Origin of the sequence: Armatimonas sp. (genome assembly GCF_031410135.1) — a bacterium.
In the GTDB taxonomy this organism is placed as follows: Bacteria; Armatimonadota; Armatimonadia; order Armatimonadales; family Armatimonadaceae; genus Armatimonas.
Genome location: NZ_JANNYP010000008.1, coordinates 1 through 3,643, shown reverse-complemented (window position 1 = coordinate 3,643; position 3,643 = coordinate 1). Strand labels below are relative to the sequence as shown.

4 protein-coding genes are annotated in these 3,643 nt (G+C 59.5%); all 4 read left to right on the top strand.

Going from position 1 to position 3,643, the window contains the following annotated elements; all coding sequences use genetic code 11:
* The first annotated feature begins 108 nt into the window (after positions 1 to 108).
* Positions 109 to 1,203, top strand: a complete 1,095-nt coding sequence (locus RMO15_RS00305; RefSeq protein WP_309706794.1) for a sigma-70 family RNA polymerase sigma factor — start codon at positions 109 to 111, stop codon at positions 1,201 to 1,203.
* 100 nt (positions 1,204 to 1,303) lie between these two features.
* A complete protein-coding gene (locus tag RMO15_RS00300) occupies positions 1,304 to 2,890 on the top strand; it encodes a serine hydrolase (RefSeq protein WP_309706793.1) in 1,587 nt (528 codons plus the stop codon).
* A 15-nt stretch (positions 2,891 to 2,905) separates the two neighbouring features.
* Entirely contained in the window at positions 2,906 to 3,334 is a 429-nt protein-coding gene (locus RMO15_RS00295) for a hypothetical protein (RefSeq protein ID WP_309706791.1), read from the top strand.
* Positions 3,331 to 3,643, top strand: a 313-nt coding sequence (locus RMO15_RS00290) for a hypothetical protein (protein ID WP_309706789.1), incomplete at its 3' end; no start/stop codon positions are given. The genes RMO15_RS00295 and RMO15_RS00290, both read left to right, overlap by 4 nt.

The following is a 3,643-nucleotide window of genomic DNA, read 5'->3' as shown; positions in this document are numbered from 1 at the left end:
GGTGGGAACCATCGAAGAAGCTCTCGAAAAAGGCCGCACTTTGTAAAAGCCCTCTGACCCCCACATGTGGGGGAAAGCAATTAGGAACTGCCCCATGGGAACTTTCCCGTGGGGCAGTTTGTTTTTGAGACTGTCTTGATGTTTTCCGAACGCACGCTCACTGAGCTTCGTCCACAGCTCTTGCGCTTTTGTGTGCGACTTCTGAACAATGCGGAGCAGGCTGAGGATGTTGTTCAGGAGGCGCTTCTGATTGCCCTGCGCAAGCCCGAGACGCGCGACCCGGCGGCCTATGTCTTTGGTGTCGCGCGGATGCTCTGCAAAAATATGCACCGTCAGCGCCAGAGTGTCTCGCTGGACGAAGAGCTTGCGAGCCACGATGATCCTTTGGCAGCACTGCTCTCCCGAGAGCGGGGTGGCGTGCTGGATGCTGCTTTTGCCCGCTTAGATGTTCCGACACGTCAGCTACTTGTGGCCCGCTATCTCGACGAGAAATCGGTGGGGGCGGTTGCCCAGGAGTGGGGACTGACGGAGAATGCGGCCTCGCTACGGCTGATGCGAGCACGTGAGGCTCTGGAGAGCGTCTTGGTGCGTGAGCTGCCCGAGGCGGCGCTGGTGCATGGGCTGATTTCCAAAAAAGCGGCGGAGGGCTGGCAGACAACCACGATCTACTGCCTGCGCTGTGGCAACCACAAGATGGAGGGCTGCCTTACCCAAGCGCACTTCGCGCTACACTGCCCCGAGTGTGACAAGACGTGGCAGTCGCTGGCCGGACTGGCGACGACCGTGGCCCCGCTTCCCGCCGAGCGTGTTCTGGCAGGCGCAAGTGGCTTTCGCGTTGGCCTGCGCCGTGTGAATGCTTGGTGGCAGACCTATCTTACCGAGGGCCTGCGCCGAGGTAAAGCCGCCTGCGTCCACTGTGGCGCAATGGCTTCGGTGCGGAGAGGCTGGCCAGGTGGCTCGCCCGGCTTTCTCTCAAACTGCGACACGTGCCGCAAGCCATTTTTTGTCGCGACGGCGGGCCTCCTGATGCACACTAACGAAGGCCAGCAGTTCTGGAGCGAGCAGGCCCGCCTGCGCTTTGCTGGTCAGGAGCGCCTGCATTTTCAGGGCCGTGAGGCTGTCTTGGTTCGCTTCGAGGCACGCGGCAGCGCCGCGCGTCTGGAAGCCATCTACGCCGCCGATGATCTCACACGACTGAAATAGCCACGCCCTTCAGGGCGTTCACGTCGTGAAATTATTTTTCAAAACCCGCGAAAGATTTACTGCACCTCATGCCAGTAGAGAGCAAGAAGGAACCTGAACCATGATGCCACTACTTATTGCGACTACTCTACTGAGCGTGCCAAGCGCTCGCACTTTCGATTTTACTGATCCCAAGGGAACCAATACCGTGACTATCTCCGTGGACGCGCCTATTGAGCCGGTCACGGGGATTGCGGGGGGGATTACGGGGAGCGCTCAGTTTGACCCGGCGCATCCGGAGAAGACCATGGGCGAGATTCGTGTCGCGGTCGAGAGCATTCAGTTTGGCAACCCTAACTATGCCAACTCAGTGAAGGGCTATGCACTGGAGGGCAAGAAGTTTCCGATCTTAACGTGCAAGTTTAAGAAGATTATCGGAGGGAAAGAGGTCGAGAAAGGGCGCTTTAAGGGAACCGTGGCGGTGGACTTTACGGTGAAAGGGATCACCAAAGCGCTGACGATTCCGCTGGATGTGCGGTACTTACCCGGAATGTCGAAAGAGCGTGATGGCCGCACGGAAGGCGATCTGATGGTGGTTAGGACGAAGTTTTCGATCAAGCGCTCGGACTTTGATGTCGCGCCCGGACTCTCGCCACTGCTGGCGACGGATAGCGTCGAGATCGGCGTATCGCTGGTGGGGATCGCTGCGAATAGCCCCGCTCCCAAAGCCGCCGTGGCTCCTAAACCTAATCCGATTTTGGAGCGTATGGCGTTTCATAAAGTCCCTGCGGCCACGGTGGTGCGCCTTAAGAACTTTGAGGTCGCGGGAGTCGAGCACTTCGGCACCGCGACTTCGAAGACGCTCTTTCCGGCAGGGGCACAGGGGCGGCCTATCGCGGCTCTCGTGGCGCTACGGCTGGTGCAAGAGGGGCGGCTGGCGCTCGATACGGATATCAATCAGTATCTGAAGAGCTGGAAGGTGCCGGAGAATGAGTTTACCAAGCAGCAGCCCGTGACCCTGCGGCACCTGCTCTCAGGCACAAGCGGCTTTACCTGGGAGAAGTATTTAGGCTACCCGGCGGAGGCGACGCTCCCGACTCTAGATCAAGTTCTGCGTGGCGAGGCTCCAGCTCTCACACCTCCGGCCATTGTGCATTTTCTGTCAGGGAGTAAGTTTGGCAACTCCGCCGAGGAGATACTCGTCTTGCAGAAACTGGTCGAGGACGTGACCGGGCAGAGCTGGCAGACCGTGGTGCAGAGTGTCTTTGGCGCAGAGGTTCGTAGCCTCTACGAGGCTTTTCCCAAAGGCAACGAGATTGCACAAGGTCATGACGAAGACGGAAAGCCTTGGCCGGGGGGAGGACGCGCCTACCCGGAGCTGGCCGCCTCGGGCCTCTGGGCCGACCCCACTGAGTTTGGCTTTGCCTTGGGAGAGATTCTCAAGATCGCCTCGGGCAAGAGCAAGTTTCTCGACGCGAAGTACGCGGAGTTCTTCACGGAGATTAAGCCAGGAACGCAAAAGAGCGCCTTCGGGAGCGATGACTTTGGCGGGCGGACGATTCTCTACCGGGGCGGAAATGCCAAGGGTTTTTACTGCCAGTGCTGGGCCGATCCCAAGACGGGCGATGGCCTCGTTGTTTTTACCAACCGTGATCTGTGCTGGAAGTTCTCAAATGAGCTGCGCGATACCTGGCTCGCGGAGAAATAGCGATATAATTTCTCTGTGATACTTTTCTTTGCTCTGAGTTTCTGTGCGGGAGCGCTCTATGCCGCTTCTCGGCTGGGGCGCTTGCCCGTCGCTTCTCCCCAAGCCATTCGCCAAGTCTTGCGTGTGGTGGCGCTGGTGGTGCTAGCCAGTGTTGCCTTTGGGGCACTGATTGGCTTTGCGGAGGCTAAGCGCACGGGGAGTGCGCGGGCCTGGGCACTGATTCGCGATGGTCGGCAGCGTCTTGACCCGAAGAACAAGCCCATCAATCCCGAGCGCTGGCAGCAGCAGATTGCGGAGGGAGAGGCGAAGCTCCGTGAAAGTGAATCGGCAGGTGTCGAGGGAGCGATTATAGCCCGTGGCGTGACGCGAACCATGAGCATTGCGCTGGTGGTTGTTGGTCTCCTGGGAAGCCTAGCCCTAATCCGATTCCGCGCCCTCCGTTGATCGTCACCTGCTTCGGTCAGGAGCCAGAGCCGCAAGGTGGGCGCTGGTGGAAGCTGGTGCGAGATGGTGCCGAGTCAATCCGTGAGCTGCCTCTGCATCGGCGTTTTATGCCGCATGCCACCAAAGACGAAGCAATACTTATCGCCGAGGGCGCTCGCCCAGAGGATGCGCTCTGGATAGACGAAGCTGAACTCCCAAGTGCGGTTCACGAGCCGCACCCACTCCGCGTCCCGTGGGGCTACGAAGGCTGGCTGGAGACCGCGCTTTCCTGGATCACCGCACACGCCGAGGGCCTAAACTCCTGGAAAG

What these genes read in the sequence shown, in the direction of transcription:
- RMO15_RS00300 (WP_309706793.1), top strand. Translation starts at nt 1,304, where the DNA reads ATGATGCCACTACTTATTGCGACTACTCTACTGAGCGTGCCAAGCGCT.